General features: G+C 66.7%; 13 protein-coding genes and 3 pseudogenes. 11 read left to right on the top strand and 5 right to left on the bottom strand.

The window, feature by feature from the left end; all coding sequences use genetic code 11:
* Window positions 1-51: 51 nt before the first annotated feature.
* From crl to AB5Y72_RS19355, 4 genes are all read left to right on the top strand, one after another.
* Window positions 52-444, top strand: coding sequence for a sigma factor-binding protein Crl (gene crl, locus AB5Y72_RS19340; RefSeq protein WP_209793200.1), 393 nt, complete (start codon window positions 52-54; stop codon window positions 442-444).
* A gap of 134 nt (window positions 445-578) precedes the next feature.
* Window positions 579-1,682, top strand: coding sequence for a glutamate 5-kinase (proB, locus tag AB5Y72_RS19345; RefSeq protein WP_042079131.1), 1,104 nt, complete (start codon window positions 579-581; stop codon window positions 1,680-1,682).
* A 32-nt stretch (window positions 1,683-1,714) separates the two neighbouring features.
* Entirely contained in the window at window positions 1,715-2,968 is a 1,254-nt protein-coding gene (locus tag AB5Y72_RS19350) for a glutamate-5-semialdehyde dehydrogenase (protein ID WP_325782026.1), read from the top strand.
* A 156-nt stretch (window positions 2,969-3,124) separates the two neighbouring features.
* Entirely contained in the window at window positions 3,125-3,760 is a 636-nt protein-coding gene (locus tag AB5Y72_RS19355) for a murein L,D-transpeptidase catalytic domain family protein (RefSeq protein WP_216989676.1), read from the top strand.
* A gap of 57 nt (window positions 3,761-3,817) precedes the next feature.
* On the opposite strand, the gene AB5Y72_RS19360 is transcribed toward AB5Y72_RS19355, so the two are convergent.
* Window positions 3,818-4,249 carry a universal stress protein gene (locus AB5Y72_RS19360; protein ID WP_042079134.1) on the bottom strand — a complete coding sequence of 144 codons (432 nt, stop codon included), beginning with the start codon at window positions 4,247-4,249 and terminating at the stop codon, window positions 3,818-3,820.
* A 192-nt stretch (window positions 4,250-4,441) separates the two neighbouring features.
* On the opposite strand from AB5Y72_RS19360, the gene AB5Y72_RS19365 reads away from it, so the two are divergent.
* Window positions 4,442-5,182 carry a hypothetical protein gene (locus AB5Y72_RS19365; protein WP_042079135.1) on the top strand — a complete coding sequence of 247 codons (741 nt, stop codon included), beginning with the start codon at window positions 4,442-4,444 and terminating at the stop codon, window positions 5,180-5,182.
* Between the two features lie 32 nt (window positions 5,183-5,214).
* Here AB5Y72_RS19365 and AB5Y72_RS19370 read toward each other — a convergent pair.
* From AB5Y72_RS19370 to AB5Y72_RS19385, 4 genes and pseudogenes are all read right to left on the bottom strand, one after another.
* Window positions 5,215-5,320, bottom strand: a pseudogene (locus tag AB5Y72_RS19370) (TrmH family RNA methyltransferase); the annotation flags it as partial.
* 9 nt (window positions 5,321-5,329) lie between these two features.
* Window positions 5,330-5,435, bottom strand: a pseudogene (locus AB5Y72_RS19375) (RNA methyltransferase); the annotation flags it as partial.
* A gap of 12 nt (window positions 5,436-5,447) precedes the next feature.
* Window positions 5,448-5,553 (bottom strand): annotated as a pseudogene (locus tag AB5Y72_RS19380) (TrmH family RNA methyltransferase); the annotation flags it as partial.
* A gap of 9 nt (window positions 5,554-5,562) precedes the next feature.
* Window positions 5,563-6,066 carry an RNA methyltransferase gene (locus AB5Y72_RS19385; protein ID WP_245195949.1) on the bottom strand — a complete coding sequence of 168 codons (504 nt, stop codon included), beginning with the start codon at window positions 6,064-6,066 and terminating at the stop codon, window positions 5,563-5,565.
* Window positions 6,067-6,350: 284 nt separating this feature from the next.
* Between AB5Y72_RS19385 and AB5Y72_RS19390 the strand changes: the two genes are divergently transcribed.
* The 6 genes from AB5Y72_RS19390 (at window position 6,351) to AB5Y72_RS19415 (ending at window position 14,083) form a co-directional block, all read left to right on the top strand.
* A complete protein-coding gene (locus tag AB5Y72_RS19390; protein ID WP_216989678.1) occupies window positions 6,351-8,975 on the top strand; it encodes a nitrate reductase in 2,625 nt (874 codons plus the stop codon).
* Between the two features lie 28 nt (window positions 8,976-9,003).
* Window positions 9,004-9,762, top strand: coding sequence for a uroporphyrinogen-III C-methyltransferase (gene cobA / locus AB5Y72_RS19395; RefSeq protein ID WP_210557458.1), 759 nt, complete (start codon window positions 9,004-9,006; stop codon window positions 9,760-9,762).
* Window positions 9,763-9,887: 125 nt separating this feature from the next.
* Entirely contained in the window at window positions 9,888-10,472 is a 585-nt protein-coding gene (locus tag AB5Y72_RS19400) for an ANTAR domain-containing response regulator (RefSeq protein ID WP_160837605.1), read from the top strand.
* 348 nt (window positions 10,473-10,820) lie between these two features.
* Window positions 10,821-12,176, top strand: coding sequence for a CmpA/NrtA family ABC transporter substrate-binding protein (locus AB5Y72_RS19405; protein ID WP_264786896.1), 1,356 nt, complete (start codon window positions 10,821-10,823; stop codon window positions 12,174-12,176).
* Window positions 12,177-12,190: 14 nt separating this feature from the next.
* A complete protein-coding gene (locus tag AB5Y72_RS19410) occupies window positions 12,191-13,150 on the top strand; it encodes an ABC transporter permease (protein WP_216989679.1) in 960 nt (319 codons plus the stop codon).
* A gap of 111 nt (window positions 13,151-13,261) precedes the next feature.
* Window positions 13,262-14,083: an ABC transporter ATP-binding protein gene (locus AB5Y72_RS19415; protein WP_323881724.1), complete on the top strand. Its 822-nt coding sequence runs from the start codon at window positions 13,262-13,264 to the stop codon at window positions 14,081-14,083.
* The last annotated feature ends 5 nt before the right edge of the window (window positions 14,084-14,088 follow it).

The raw sequence follows: 14,088 nt of genomic DNA on the forward strand, positions 1-14,088 counted from the left end.
AATGTAACATCACCATGTGATGGTATGGCTTGTTCAACAGGGAGGTTCAGCATGTCAGAGAGAGTGACCTACAAGCGATTGCTGCGGCAGTTCGCGGCCATTGGCCCCTATTTGCGTGAAGATCTGTGCGAGGAGGGGCGCTACCGCTTCGACTGCCTGTCCGTCTGCGTCAGCGCCAAGCCGGCGCCGGACAAGCGGGAGTTCTGGGGCTGGTGGCTGGTGCTGGAGCAGGAGGATCACCACTTCAGCTACCACTATCAGGTCGGCTTCTACAATGCGGAGGGGGTCTGGCTCGACAAACCGCTGCCCAAGAAGCACCAGGCCGAGGTGGAGCGCACTCTCCATCACTTCTACAAGCTCATCAGCGGCAAGCTGGCCCAGCTGGAGTGCACCCTGTCACCCGCCGACCAGGTGACCGCCGAGCTGAGCGTGACGGCGGCCTGATCTCCCGGCCCCCTGTCTGACTGGCGCGGGGCCGCTTCTCTCTTGCCCTTGCAACCCGGCAGGCTTAATTGCCTTGCAGGGCAACAGGGCCGTGGGTATAAAGGGATTCCTTACTTTTCTAACCCTTCGTTCCCATGGAAAACAGAACCATAGTCGTCAAACTGGGCACCAGCGTGCTCACCGGGGGATCTGCCCGGCTCAACCGTGCCCACATGGTGGAGCTGGTCAGGCAGTGTGCCGCCTTGCATCGACACGGACACCGTGTCGTCCTGGTCACCTCGGGGGCCATCGCCGCCGGTCGTGAACACCTGGGCCATCCTCCGCTGGCGCCTACCCTGCCGAACAAGCAGATGCTGGCGGCGGTCGGCCAGACCCAGCTCATCCGGGTGTGGCAGGACCTGTTCAATCTCTACGGGCTGCACATCGGCCAGATGCTGCTGACCCGCGCCGATCTGGAAGACAGGGAGCGCTACCTCAATGCCCGCGATACCCTGCGTACCCTGCTCGATCACCGCATCATTCCCGTCATCAACGAGAACGACGCCGTGGCCACCGCCGAGATCAAGGTGGGGGACAATGACAACCTCTCCGCCCGTGCCGCCATCCTGGCAGACGCCGATCTGCTGATCCTGCTGACCGATCAGAAGGGGCTCTTCACCGCCGATCCGCGCACCAACCCGGATGCCCAGCTCATCGAAGAGGTGCAGACCATAGATGACACCCTGCGCTCCCTCGCCGGTGACAGCGTCAGTGGCCTCGGGACCGGCGGCATGGCCACCAAGCTGCAGGCGGCCGACGTGGCCCGCCGGGCCGGGGTGGACGTGGTGATCGCCACCGGCCAGATCCCGGAAGTGATCGGCCGTCTCGCCGCAGGGGAGCGGGTGGGGACCCTGTTCCCGGCCCTGGCCTCACCGCTGGAAGGGCGCAAGAGCTGGATCCTGGCGGGCCCCCCTCCGCACGGAGAGGTGCAGGTGGATCAGGGGGCCGTGGCCGCCATGCAGGAGAAGGGCTCCAGCCTGCTGCCCAAGGGCATCACGGCGGTGAAGGGCGACTTCGCCAGGGGCGAGGTGGTGCGCATCCTGGATCCCAAGGGGAGCGAGCTGGCGCGCGGCATCTGCCGCTACGATCACGTCGAGCTGGAGAAACTGCGCGGGGTACACTCGGATCAGATCGAACAGGTGCTAGGGTACGGCTACGGGGCCGTGGCCATTCACAGAGACGATATGGTGCTGCTATGAGCAGTCCCAATGAAAGAAAAAGGGATAAGGCTATGAGTCTGGAGAAAATGGGGCTGGCGGCCCGCGAGGCCGCCTATCAGCTGGCGACCGTCAGCACGGCGCAGAAGAACCGGGCGCTGGCGGCCATCGCCGACGAGCTGGAGGCACGCAGTGCCCAGATCCTGGCGGCCAACGAGAAGGACATCGCCGCCGGGCGCGAGGCGGGGCTCACGGAGGCCATGCTGGATCGCCTGCTGCTGAACCCGGCGCGTCTGGCCGGGATCGTCGCGGACGTGCGCAAGGTGATCACCCTGGACGATCCGGTCGGCGCCGAGATCGACAGCCGGGTGCTTGAGAACGGCCTGTGCCTCTCTCGTCGCCGGGTGCCCATCGGCGTCATCGGCGTCATCTACGAGGCGCGTCCCAACGTCACCATCGACATCGCCAGCCTCTGCCTCAAGACCGGCAACGCCAGCATACTGCGCGGCGGCCGGGAGACCTTCCACTCCAACCTGGAGCTGGTGCGGGTGATCCAGCATGCGCTGGCGGCCTCCGGCCTGCCCGAGGCGGCGGTGCAATACATCGACAACCCGGACCGGGCTCTGGTGGGCGAGCTGCTGCGCCTCGACCGCTACGTGGACATGATCATCCCCCGCGGTGGCGCCGGCCTGCACAAGATGTGCAAGGAGAACAGCTCCATCCCGGTGATCATCGGCGGCTTCGGCATCAGCCACATCTTCGTGGACGAGAGCGCCGACCTGGTGCGTTCCCTGGCGGTCATCGACAACGCCAAGGTGCAGCGCCCCTCCGCCTGCAACGCCCTCGACACCCTGCTGGTGCACGAGAAGGTGGCCGCCACCTTCCTGCCGCAGCTGGTGGCGCTCATGAACGAGCGCAAGGTGACCCTGGTGGGGGCCCCCAATGCCATGGCGCTGCTGGCCGGTGGTGACAACCTGTGCGAGGCGGGCCCGGAAGATTTCGACACCGAGTGGCTGGGGCTGACCCTGGGGGTCAAGCTGGTGGCCGATGTCAACGAGGCGCTGGCCCATATGCGCGAGCACAACGCCGGCCACTCCGATGCCATCCTGACCAACTCCCTCGCCAACGCCGAACGCTTCGTCAACGGTGCCGGTTCGGCGGCGGTCTATGTCAACGCCTCCACCCGCTTTACCGACGGCGGCCAGTTCGGCCTCGGGGCCGAGGTGGCGGTCTCGACCCAGATGCTGCACGCCCGCGGCCCCATGGGGCTGACCGAGCTAACCAGCTACAAGTGGGTGGGGCAGGCGGATTATCTCAGCCGTGCCTGAGGCGGGTGTGCGCAACAATCCATGCAATGCCGACTCGGGTCGGCATTTTTGTGGTTTTTTATTGCTCGCAATCAAGGGCTTGCATATAACTATCCTGCAGGATGCGGTGTCACTCGGGGCGTCAGGTCACCGACAGCAAGGGGAGCGACTTCAAGGATGAAGGGACAGGATTGGAGGGCGTGGTGCGGCCGACTCTGGCTGAGCCTGCCACTGCTGCTGGGAGCGCTCTGGTTCAGCGGAGCCAGTCACGCCAGCTGGGATCAGGATCTCTATCGCCAGCTGGGCCTGGCGGGCAAGCTCGACAAGCAGGTATTTCGCCAGGCTCTGGACGGTTACCAGAAGGTACGCCACAAGCGCAAGCCCATCCTCACCATCATCGACTACAGCAAGCCCTCGACCATGCGCCGGCTGTTCGTCATCGACGTCAAGCGCCATAAGCTGCTCTACCACACCTGGGTGAGCCACGGCCGCAACTCCGGGGAGCTGGCCGCCCGCCAGTTCTCCAACCAGATGAATTCCCGGCAGAGCTCCCTCGGGGTCTATCGCACCGCCGAAACCTATCAGGGCAAGCACGGCTACTCCCTGCGCCTCGACGGGCTCAGCCCAGGCAAGAACAGCAATGCCCGCAAGCGGGCCATCGTGGTGCACGGGGCGGATTATGCGAGCCCGAAGCATCTGCGCAAATTTGACAAGCTGGGCAGAAGCTGGGGTTGCCCCGCCCTGCCGCGGGAGCAGTCCAGGGCCATCATCGACACCATCAAGGGGGGCAGCGTCATCTATGCCCACGGTTGAGAGGGCGCAGATGGCAAAAAGGCCAGCTCGTGCTGGCCTTCGCGCATCAGGCGGGGATTATTTGCGCACCACCAGCACCGGGCAGGGGGCGTGGCGCACTACGGATTCGGCCACGCTGCCCACCAGCAGATGGCTGATGCCGGAACGGCCGTGGCTGCCCATGACCACCAGATCCACCTTGTCCTCCTTCGCCTGGAGGACGATCTCGTCGGCGGCGCGGCCGAAGCGCACCTCGAACTTGGCAGGGATGGGCAGCAGCGCCACCAGCTCTTTCAGCTGGTTCTTGGCCTGGCGCTCCATCTCGTGGGTGATCTCGATGGCGGTCATGTGCAGGATCTTGTAGCTGTCGAAGCCGTGCAGTTGATCCACCACGTGGACCAGCTTGAGCTCGGCCTGGTGTGTATTGGCCATGAAGACGGCGTAGTCGAGCACGGCCCTGGACATGTCGGAGAAGTCGACGGGGCAGAGCAGGGATTTGATGGTTGGCATGAGAAACTCCCCTCTGGTTGGGCTACTAATGAATCTTGTTTCTCATGATACCTGAGGGGGTGGCAATAACCCTCGACCCGCTCGCAAAATCAGGAAAATGTCGGTTGGCACGGCAGTTTTCTATGCTATCTGTAAGCCTGAACGGGCCGTCTGCGGTGAGCACCGCCGATGGCCATACCACCGAGGAAACCCATGGTTCGTCTGCTCCTGTTGTGCTCCCTTCTGATCGTCTGGCCCCTGCGGGCCGACACCCTGCACGTCTACTGCGATGATTGGCCCGGCTTCTGCCAGAGGGATGGCAGCGGGATCTACCTGGACCTGGTGCGCGCCATCTATGAGCCAGAAGGCTATGTGGTGCAGCCTCACCTGGTGCCCTATAAACGGGCGCTGGCGGTGGTGCAGAAGGGGGGCGACATGGCGATGGGGGTCTATCGGGAGGAGGTGGACGGCGTCCATCAGCCGGATTATCCGGACTCGGCCGACGACGTGACCGTGGTGATGCAGAAGCGCTGGTTGCCGCTGTGGACGGGGGAGGCCAGCCTGAAGGAGCAGGAGGTGCTCTGGCTGCGGGGCTGGGCCTTCGACAAATTCATCCCGGTGCCGATGCGCTGGCACGAGATAGACAGCCATGAGATGGCGCTGCAACTGCTGGTCAAGGGGCGCTACCGCTACTACCTGACCGCCGGCGTCCTCTATCCCAAGGGCTCCCTCCCTCCGGAACTGGCCCAGGTCTTCCTGCGCTGGATCCCGACCTACCCCATCTTCGCCGATAACGAGCGGGGCAGGCAGTTGCACGGGCTCTGGGATCCCGGCATGCGCACCCTGGCAAGGCAGGGGAAGCTGGCACAGATCTATCGGAAACACCGGCTCTACGACTACTTCCGGGACTTTATCCGGGAGCAGGAGGCGAGGGCGCGCAAGCCGTTACCCTAGCGCCATGTTTGCCACGTAGCGCACCCTCTTGCTCAAGCCTCCGCCCTCAGCGTCTTGGCCAGCCGGTCGTAGAGGATTACGTTGACCGAGGCGGCCTGGTTCATGCTGCCGTGCTGTGGTCACGTAGATCACCTCCTTGTTCTGCCCTCAGCCTCCCGATCTCAGCGTCTTGGCCAGTCGGTCGTAGAGGATCACGTTGACCGAGGCGGCGAGGTTCATGCAACCCTGATGCTATGGTCACGTAGATCACCTCCTTGTTCTGTCCTCAGCCTCCCAATCTCAGCGTCTTGGCCAACCGGTCGTAGAGGATGACGTTGACCGAGGCGGTCAGGTTCATGCAGCCGTGCTGTGGCCACGTAGATCACCTCCTTGTTCTGCCCTCAGCCTCCCGATCTCAGCGTCTTGGCCAGCCGGTCGTAGAGGATCACGTTGACCGAGGCGGCCAGGTTCATGCAACCCTGAGTCGGCACATAGATGACCTCCTTCACCGCCGCGAAGCGGGCGGGCTCCAGGGTGCCATCCTCAGGGCCGAAGATGTAGAAGGCCCGCGCCGGGTGTACATAGTCCGGCAGGGGGGTGGCCCCCTCGATCAGATCCACCAGCACAGGGGTACAGCCCTCGGGGACGAACGCCAGCAGCTCCTCGACCCCGAGCAGGGGGATCTTCTCCACCATCTGCTTGGTGTCGGTGGCAAAGCGGCGCGCCAGCTCGAAGCGCTGCCCCGTGTAGTAGACCTCGTCTGCCCCATAGCAGCCGGCGGCCCGCATCACGGCCCCCACGTTCTCCGGTGACTTGGGGTTGACCAGCCCGATGGCGCAATACTCGGGGGCCGCATCCGGCCGCGCATCGACCCGCTCTGCGGCGCCGTAACCTGACACTTTCATCTCGTTCTCCTGTGTGGCGGCGCATTATACCCTCGGTGGACCCCTTGCCCAGCCCGTGGGGCGCATTCCCGTCCAGCGGGCCCAACAAGGGGGCGGCTGCACCGTGGCGGCGCAGCCCGGCACGCTGACGCGCAATGGCGGCGCCCCTTGCATCCTGGCGCGGGGTTTGCAGTTACTTTCCCATACAAGACGATGAGGCATCCGGACAATGGCGTCCGTCCCCGCAGGGGGGGCGGACGCTTTTTTATGGGCCCCTCGTCAGACACATGACAAGGAGCAAGGGAATGAAGACCACCTGTGCCTATTGCGGAGTGGGGTGCGGCATCCGGCTGAGCCGGGAGGGCGACAACTGGCAGTTGCAGGGGGATGAGCAGCATCCGGCCAACGGCGGCGCCCTGTGCGTCAAGGGGGCCAGCCTGCTGGAGAGCCTGGCCTTTCCCGATCGCCTGCTCTATCCGCGCTGGATGGGGCAGCGCATCGGCTGGGAGGAGGCCCTGGACACCCTAGCGGAACGCCTGGCCGCCATCATGGCAGAGTCCGGGCCTGAGGCTATCGGCATCTACCTGTCGGGCCAGCTCACCACCGAGGATTACTATGTCGCCAACAAGCTGATGAAGGGGTACCTCGGCAGTGCCAATGTGGACACCAACTCCCGGCTCTGCATGTCGTCGGCCGTGGTGGCTCACCAGCGCGCCTTCGGGGAGGATCTGGTGCCCGCCTGCTACGAGGATCTGGAGCTCGCCGATCTGGTGGTGCTGACCGGCGCCAACACAGCCTGGACCCATCCCGTGCTGTTCCGTCGCCTGCAGCAGGCGCGGGCGCGGCGCCCCGAGCTCAGGCTGGTGGTGCTGGATCCCCGCCGCACCATGACGGCGGAGCAGGGGGATCTGCACCTGGCGCTCAAGCCCGGCAGCGACGTGACGCTCTGGAACGGTCTGTGCCGCTACCTGCTCGACTGCGACGGCTGGGACAAGGCCTATGTGGCGCAGCATGTGAGCGGCTTCGAGGCGCTGGCGGCGGCGCTGGACGACCCCGCCTGGCAACTGGACGAGGTGGCCCGCAGCTGCGGTCTCTCCCGCAGCGATCTGCTCGGCTTCTACCAGCTGTTTGCCCGCACCCCCAAAACCGTCACCCTGTTCTGCCAGGGGATCAACCAGTCCAACCAGGGGGTGGACAAGGCCAACGCCATCCTCAACGCCCACCTGATGTGCGGCCGCATCGGCAAGCCGGGGGCGGCTCCCTTCTCCATGACGGGGCAACCGAACGCCATGGGCGGGCGCGAGGTGGGGGGGCTCGCGACCCAGCTCGCCGCCCACATGGGCTTTGGCGAGGCCGAGTGCGATCGGGTACAGCGCTTCTGGGGGAGCCCGACCATGGTGCGCGGGCCGGGGCACAAGGCCGTCGAGCTGTTCGAGGCGGTGCATCGGGGGGAGATCCGCGCGCTCTGGGTGCTCGGCACCAACCCGGCGGTCTCCCTGCCGGACGGCAACCGGGTGCGCGAGGCCCTGAGCCGCTGCGAGCTGCTGGTGGTCTCCGAGGTGACGGCCAACACCGACACGGCGCGCCTCGCCCACCTGCTGTTGCCTGCCGCCGCCTGGGGGGAGAAGAGCGGCACCGTCACCAACTCCGAGCGCACCATCAGTCGCCAGCGCGCCTTCCTGCCCCTGCCGGGGGAGGCCAGGCCCGACTGGTGGGCCCTGACCCGGCTCGCCCGCCGGCTCGGCTTTGGCGAGGGGTTCGCCTATGAACACGAGCACGAGATCTTCTGCGAGCATGCCGCCCTCTCCGGGTTTGAAAACGACGGATCCCGCCAGTTCGACATTTCGGGGCTGGCGGGTCTCACCCGTGCCGAATTCGAGGCCCTGGCCCCCCTGCGCTGGCCCGTCAATGCCCGCTGGCCCAAAGGGCGTGATCGCCTGTTCGAGGACGGGCGCTTTGCCACCCCGGATGGCCGGGCCCGCCTGCTGCCCCTGGCCCAGCGCTTCCCCGAGCAGCCAGAAACGCCCCCGCTTGCAGGGGCTGTCTCCCTGCTCCTCAACAGCGGGCGGCTGCGGGATCAGTGGCACACCATGACCCGCACCGGTCACGTGCCCAGGTTGCAGGAGGCCGAGCCCTGGCCCAGGGTGCGGGTGGGGGCCGCCAGCCTGCTGGCGCTCGGCGCCAGGGAGGGGGATCTGGTGCGCCTCTGCAACGCGCTCGGGGAGGCGCTGCTGCTGGTCGGGCTGGACGAGGGGCTCAGGGAGGGGGAGGCCTTCCTGCCCATGCACTGGACCGACAGCCAGTGCAGCCAGGGGGCGGTCAACCGTCTCATCGCCGCCGTGGTGGATCCCCTCTCGGGCCAGCCCATGTTCAAGCAGGGGCGAGTGCAGGCCAGGGCGCAGCCCACCCGCTGGCAGGGGCTCTGGTGCGGCCGCCATGACTGGCGCGAGGGGGTGGACTGGTGGGCCAGGCGCCCCCTGCCCGAGGGCAACTGCACCCTGCTGGCCTCCTGGTCAGAGAGCCCCGAGCGCCTGTGGCAACGGCTGGGGGCCGAGGGGCACTGGCTCAGGCTGCCCCTGAAAGAGGGCTGGCTCGCCGTGGCCCTGGCCGGGGATCGCATCGAAGGCATCCTGCTGATGGGGGAGCGGCGCCCGGACATCAAGGTCGATCTGCTGGCCAGCCTGCTCGGCACGCCGCTCCAGGCGGGGGCCCTGAGCCAGACCCTGAGTCAGGCCCTGGCCGGGGAGAGCCGGCTGGTCTGCTCCTGCCTGCGGGTATCGGAGCAGCGCATCGTCGATGCCATCACCCGGCAGGGGGTGAGCGAGCTGGCGGGGCTGCAGGCCCTGCTCGGCTGCGGCAGCAACTGCGGTACCTGCCTGCCCGAGATAGACAAGTTGTTGATCAAACATGTTTTCCTGGCATCCGCTTAGTGCGATGCCAGGACACAAGGAGCCTGAGATGAGCCAAATCAGTCTGGTGGGAGCGGGCCCCGGCCCCCTCGAATTGTTGACCCTGCGCGCCCTGCAACGCATCGAGGCGGCGGAGGTGGTGGTCTATGACCGCCTGGTGGGGAGCGAGATCCTGGCCCGCATTCCCCAGGGGGCGGCCCGCTTCGACGTGGGTAAGCGCTGCGGCGAGCCGAGCCCGACCCAGGAGGAGATCAACGCCCTGCTGCTGGCCCTGGCCCGCACCGGCAAGCGGGTGGTGCGCCTCAAGGGGGGGGATCCCCTGGTGTTCGGCCGTGGCGGCGAGGAGGCGCTGCACCTGGCCCGGCACGGCATCGCCGCCGAGCTGGTGCCGGGGATCACGGCGGCCCTGGGGTGCGCCGCCAGCACCTTCATCCCCCTGACCCACAGGGGACTGGCCCGCTCCCTGACCCTGGTGACGGGGCACCTGATGGACGAGCGCGACTATCAGGGCTGGCAGGGGCTGACCCGGGCCGGCCACACCCTGGTGTTCTACATGGGGCTGGAGCGGGCGGCCCAGATCCGGCAGGGGCTGCTGGCGGCGGGGGCCTCACTGGATGTGCCGGTGGCCCTGGTGGTGGCCGGGTGCAGCGCCCGCCAGCAGGTGCACGAGACCACGCTGGACGGGCTGGCGCAGGCCGCGCTGGCCCTGCTCGGCCAGAGCCCGGTGCTGATCATCGTGGGGGAGGTGGTGCGCCTGCGCGCCGAGCTGCAAGGTCTGCTGACGGAGGCGCTGGATCGGGTCGCCTGAGCCGATATCCACCCTCTACCCCCACTACCTCCTGATAGATAAAAAGGAGGTAGATTCAAAGAGTTGGCCTTCATGTTGCGGCATTGGCAGCAGACAAGTTGCGATAGCCGTTGGCAAGGAGCGCCATGACTACTCTTTCCACCCGGGGTCAGGACGGCCCCGCTTCCCGCCTGCTGATCCACGCCGATGATCCCGGTCAGGCCAATCGGCTGGCCCTGCTGGTCAGCCACTACGGTCATCAGCCCAGGATCCTCGATACCCGGCAGTTGCTGACCCCGATGGAGCAGGGGGACGCCCTGCTCGTCAGCTGCCGACAGTTCGGCGCCGAGGTGCGCCTCGGCCTCTCCCTCTGGCCCGGCCTGCCGCGCCTCTTGTTCTGCGAGCGGCTGGGGGGAGACACCCAGCTCGCCCTGTTGCGGCAGGGTGTGCTATTGGTGCCCCACCCTTGCGGCGAGCGGGAGCCGGTGGAGCAGTGGCTGCGCCTGGCCCGCAGCCAGCTCGCCATGGTGCAGGCCCTGATGCAGACCGAGAGCGAGCTGCGCCAGAAGCTGGAGGAGAGGCGGCTCGTCGAGCAGGCCAAGGGGCGGCTGATGCGCCATCAGGGGTTGGACGAGGAACAGGCCTATCGCCTGATGCGCAGCACCGCCATGAGCCGTCACCTGAGCCTGGGGGAGCTGGCGCGGCAGCTGTTGCTGGCATTGCCCGCCTGAGCGTCCTGGTGGCCAACCGTTTTGGTGCAACTGCGCCTAATTGAGGCAAATTGGGGGTGGCGAGGGCGGGATTGGAGGGGCGAAAGCCCGTCTGGCGGGCACTGGCAGAGCTGGCACGGAAAGTGAATAACCGAATACACGATAGCAAGTGAAGAGACAGCGGACAGGGAAGGGCCATCCGGCCATTCCTCCGCAACAGGGCAAAGAAGCCCCACCGATCCCGGATCGGTGGGGCTTTTTTTTGGTCGCGACTCGCCTTTCGGGTCGCAGCGCTGCAACGAGGTGGCGCTGCAACTCCCAGGAGCGTGGCGTGGCCGCCGGGAAGAGTGAACCGAGTGAGGGACTGGAATGAACGGACGACAAGGATGTGCGGGGCTGCTGCTGGCGGCGCTGTCGCTGCCGGTGCTGGCACTGGGAGCCCCGGAGCAGGAGGAGCTCAGGCTCGGCTTCATCAAGCTGACTGACATGGCACCGCTGGCGGTGGCCTACGAGCGGGGCTATTTCGAGGACGAGGGACTCTACGTCACCCTGGAGGCCCAGGCGAACTGGAAGATATTGCTGGACAGGGTGATAGACGGCGAGCTGGACGGCGCCCAGATGCTGGCGGGTCAGCCCCTGGCGGCCCACATCGGCATCGGCACCCAGGCCGAATTGGTGACGGCCTTCGCCATGGATCTCAACGGCAACGCCATCACGGTGGCCAACAGCGTCTGGGCCGCCATGGCGCCCCAGCTGCCCAGGCCGCAGGCGGGCCAGGTGCCGCCGCCGGTGAGCGCCGCCGCCCTCAAGCCCGTGGTGGCGGATTACCGCCAGGCGGGCAAGCCCTTCAACATGGGGATGGTGTTCCCCGTCTCCCCCCACAACTACGAGCTCAGGTACTGGCTGGCCGCAGGCGGCCTGCACCCCGGCTTCTATGCGCCCACACTCGGCGACAACTCGGGCCAGCGTCAGGCGGACGTGCTGCTCTCGGTGACACCGCCGCCCCAGATGCCCGCCACCCTGGAGGCGGGCACCATCGCCGGCTACAGCGTGGGTGAGCCCTGGAACCAGCAGGCGGTCGCCAGGGGCATAGGGGTGCCCGTCATCACGGATCACGAGATCTGGCGCAACAACCCGGAGAAGGTGTTCGGCGTCACCCGGCAGTGGGCCGAGCGCCACCCCAACACCCATGTCCGGCTGGTGAAGGCGCTGCTGCGGGCGGCCTGGTGGCTGGATGCAGACGACAACGGCAACCGGCGCGAGGCGGCCAGGATGCTGGCCAAACCCGAGTACGTGGGGGCCGACGAGGCGGTGATCGCGAGCTCCATGACCGGCACCTTCGAGTACGCCAGGGGGGACAAGCGCCAGGTGCCGGATTTCAACGTCTTCTTCCGCCACCACGCCACCTATCCCTACTACTCGGATGCCATCTGGTACCTGACCCAGATGCGGCGCTGGGGCCAGATCCCCGAGGCCAAGCCGGACGCCTGGTTCGAGCAGGTGGCCAAGGCGGTCTATCAACCGGGCGTCTATCGCCAGGCCGCCGAGGCCCTCATCGCCGAGGGCAAGCTCAAGGCGCAGGATTTCCCCGACTTTGCCAGCGAGCAGGGCTATCGCGGCCCCCAGGATGGCTTCATCGACGGCCTCATCTATGACGGCCGCCACCCCAACGCCTATCTGCAGCAGTTCGCCATCGGCCTCAAGGGCGATGAGCGGGTGCAATGAGCAAGGAGAACGCAATGAAACGACACACGTGGCCCCTCATCCATTTGAAAGCCGTCAACTGGAAAGTCATGGTGCAGCCCCTGCTCGGCGTGCTGCTCTTCCTCGGCCTCTGGCAGTGGGGGGCGAGCCAGGTGCAGACCAGTCTGGGCACCCTGCCCGGGCCGCTCGCCACCGCCAGCCAGCTCTGGTCCCTCGGGCAGGAGCATCTGCAGGAGCGGGAGAAGGCGGCGGCCTTCCTCGAGCGCCAGCAGGCGCGCAATGCGGCAAGGCTGGCGGAGGATCCGGCGGCCGAGGTGAAGCTGCGCCCCTACACAGGACGCCCCACCTTCTTCGATCAGATAGCCACCAGCCTGCTCACCGTGCTGTGCGGCTTTGGCCTCGCGACCCTGATCGCCATCCCGTGCGGGGTGCTGCTCGGCATGAACCAGGGGCTCTATCGCGCCGCCAACCCGGTGATCCAGCTGCTCAAGCCGGTGTCGCCGCTGGCCTGGCTGCCCCTCATCACGCTAGTGGTGAGCGCCCTCTACGCCAGCCCCACCCCCTGGCTCGCCAAGTCCTTCCTGACGTCGGCCCTGACGGTGACCCTCTGTTCCCTCTGGCCGACCCTGATCAACACGGCAGTCGGGGTGGCGGGGCTGGACCGGGATCTGCACAACGTCAGCCGGGTGCTGCGCCTGTCGTTCCTGACCCATGTGCGGCGCATCGTGCTGCCCGGCGCCCTGCCCATGATCTTCACCGGCCTGCGCCTGTCGCTGGGGGTGGCCTGGATGGTGCTGATCGCGGCGGAGATGCTGGCCCAGAACCCGGGGCTCGGCAAGTTCGTGTGGGACGAGTTCCAGAGCGGCGGTTCGTCCTCCCTGGCCCGTATCATGGTGGCGGTGATCACCATAGGCCTCATCGGCTGTGCCCTGGACAGGGGCATGCTGGCCCTGCAGCAGTGGTTGTCCTGGGACAAGCGCCAGGTATTGCGCTAGGAGCGCCCGCGGGCAACCGAGGCAGCACAGGCCCTGCAGCAGTGGTCCTGCTTCAGGACAAGCGCCAGGTGCTGCGTTAACCACATTTCTATTCAGGCAGGAGAAGAGCCAATGAAGAGTTATCTGGAGATAAGCGACCTCGGCATCTCGTTCGAGACGGAGCAGGGGCGCTTCGAGGCCTTGAGCCGGGTCAACCTGCGCATCGAGAAGGGGGAGTTTGTCTCCCTCATCGGTCACTCGGGCTGCGGCAAGAGCACGGTACTCAACCTGGTGGCCGGGCTGCTGGAGCCGACCCTGGGGGGCATCATCCTCGATGGCCGCGAGGTGGCGGGGCCGGGGCCCGAGCGGGCCATGGTGTTCCAGAACCATGCGCTGCTGCCCTGGCTCAGCGTCCAGCAGAACGTGGCGCTGGCGGTGGCCCAGGTGGAGTCTGACAAGCGGGCGGTGGCGGAGCGGGTGGACTACTACCTCTCACTGGTGCAGATGGATCACGCCAGCCGGAAGATGCCCCACGAGCTGTCGGGGGGCATGAAGCAGCGGGTCGGCATCGCCCGCGCCTTGTCACTCTCCCCCAAGGTGCTGCTGATGGACGAACCGTTCGGCGCCCTCGATGCCCTGACCCGGGCCCATCTGCAGGATGCCCTGATGGCGATCCAGGCGGAGCTTGGCAACACCGTCATCATGATCACCCACGACGTGGACGAGGCGGTGCTGCTCTCCGATCGCATCGTCATGATGACCAACGGCCCCAGCGCCACGGTCGGGGAGATCCTGACCGTGGACCTGCCAAGGCCCAGGGACAGGGTCGCCCTGGCGGATGACCCCCACTACCACAAGCTGCGCCAGCAGGTGCTGCGCTTCCTCTACGAGAAGCAGCGCAAGGTGACCCCCCTCAAGGCAGCCGGGCAGGTGCGCAGCAAGCTGCGCGCCTGAGCCCG

Origin of the sequence: Aeromonas sp. R7-4 (assembly GCF_040908055.1) — a bacterium.
Lineage (GTDB): Bacteria > Pseudomonadota > Gammaproteobacteria > Enterobacterales > Aeromonadaceae > Aeromonas > Aeromonas sanarellii.

What these genes read in the sequence shown, in the direction of transcription:
- crl (WP_209793200.1), top strand. Translation starts at nt 52, where the DNA reads ATGTCAGAGAGAGTGACCTACAAGCGATTGCTGCGGCAGTTCGCGGCC.
- AB5Y72_RS19355 (WP_216989676.1), top strand. Translation starts at nt 3,125, where the DNA reads ATGAAGGGACAGGATTGGAGGGCGTGGTGCGGCCGACTCTGGCTGAGC.
- AB5Y72_RS19350 (WP_325782026.1), top strand. Translation starts at nt 1,715, where the DNA reads ATGAGTCTGGAGAAAATGGGGCTGGCGGCCCGCGAGGCCGCCTATCAG.
- AB5Y72_RS19385 (WP_245195949.1), bottom strand. Translation starts at nt 6,066, where the DNA reads ATGAAAGTGTCAGGTTACGGCGCCGCAGAGCGGGTCGATGCGCGGCCG.
- proB (WP_042079131.1), top strand. Translation starts at nt 579, where the DNA reads ATGGAAAACAGAACCATAGTCGTCAAACTGGGCACCAGCGTGCTCACC.
- AB5Y72_RS19390 (WP_216989678.1), top strand. Translation starts at nt 6,351, where the DNA reads ATGAAGACCACCTGTGCCTATTGCGGAGTGGGGTGCGGCATCCGGCTG.
- AB5Y72_RS19405 (WP_264786896.1), top strand. Translation starts at nt 10,821, where the DNA reads ATGAACGGACGACAAGGATGTGCGGGGCTGCTGCTGGCGGCGCTGTCG.
- AB5Y72_RS19360 (WP_042079134.1), bottom strand. Translation starts at nt 4,249, where the DNA reads ATGCCAACCATCAAATCCCTGCTCTGCCCCGTCGACTTCTCCGACATG.
- AB5Y72_RS19410 (WP_216989679.1), top strand. Translation starts at nt 12,191, where the DNA reads ATGAAACGACACACGTGGCCCCTCATCCATTTGAAAGCCGTCAACTGG.
- AB5Y72_RS19415 (WP_323881724.1), top strand. Translation starts at nt 13,262, where the DNA reads ATGAAGAGTTATCTGGAGATAAGCGACCTCGGCATCTCGTTCGAGACG.
- cobA (WP_210557458.1), top strand. Translation starts at nt 9,004, where the DNA reads ATGAGCCAAATCAGTCTGGTGGGAGCGGGCCCCGGCCCCCTCGAATTG.
- AB5Y72_RS19365 (WP_042079135.1), top strand. Translation starts at nt 4,442, where the DNA reads ATGGTTCGTCTGCTCCTGTTGTGCTCCCTTCTGATCGTCTGGCCCCTG.
- AB5Y72_RS19400 (WP_160837605.1), top strand. Translation starts at nt 9,888, where the DNA reads ATGACTACTCTTTCCACCCGGGGTCAGGACGGCCCCGCTTCCCGCCTG.